The sequence below is a fragment of the Streptomyces sp. BE303 genome (assembly GCF_036290945.1).
In the GTDB taxonomy this organism is placed as follows: Bacteria; Actinomycetota; Actinomycetes; order Streptomycetales; family Streptomycetaceae; genus Kitasatospora.
On the sequence record NZ_JAQYWZ010000952.1, the window covers coordinates 1 to 413 of the forward strand.

Annotated in this window: 1 pseudogene; it reads left to right on the top strand. The window is 68.5% G+C overall.

The features are described from left to right. Window positions 1–164: 164 nt before the first annotated feature. Window positions 165–413: pseudogene (locus PUR56_RS39950) on the top strand (ABC transporter permease); the annotation flags it as partial.

The following is a 413-nucleotide window of genomic DNA, read 5'->3' on the forward strand; positions in this document are numbered from 1 at the left end:
GAACTCCCCGAGGTCCTCGGCCTCGCCGACCGCATCGTCGTCATGCAGAACGGCCGCATCACCGGCGAACTCGACCGCGAACACGCCACCGAGGAAGCCATCCTCAACCTCGCCATGGCCGACGACATCGCCGCCGCGACCGCACCCGCCCCTGGAGCACCCTCATGAGCACGACCACCGACACCAAGCCCACCGCCAAGGCCGGCGGGAGCAGGCCCCAGCCGTCCGCGGGCCCGGCGAGGATTCTCGCCTCGATCGGCGGGCAGAACCTCAGCCTCATCGGTGCCCTGATCGTGGTCCTCGCGCTCTTCGGGGTTCTCAACGACAACTTCCTCAGCCTCGGCAACATGCAGGTCATCGCCGAAGCCGCCACCATCACCGGCCTCCTCGCCATCGTCCAGACCGTCGTCATC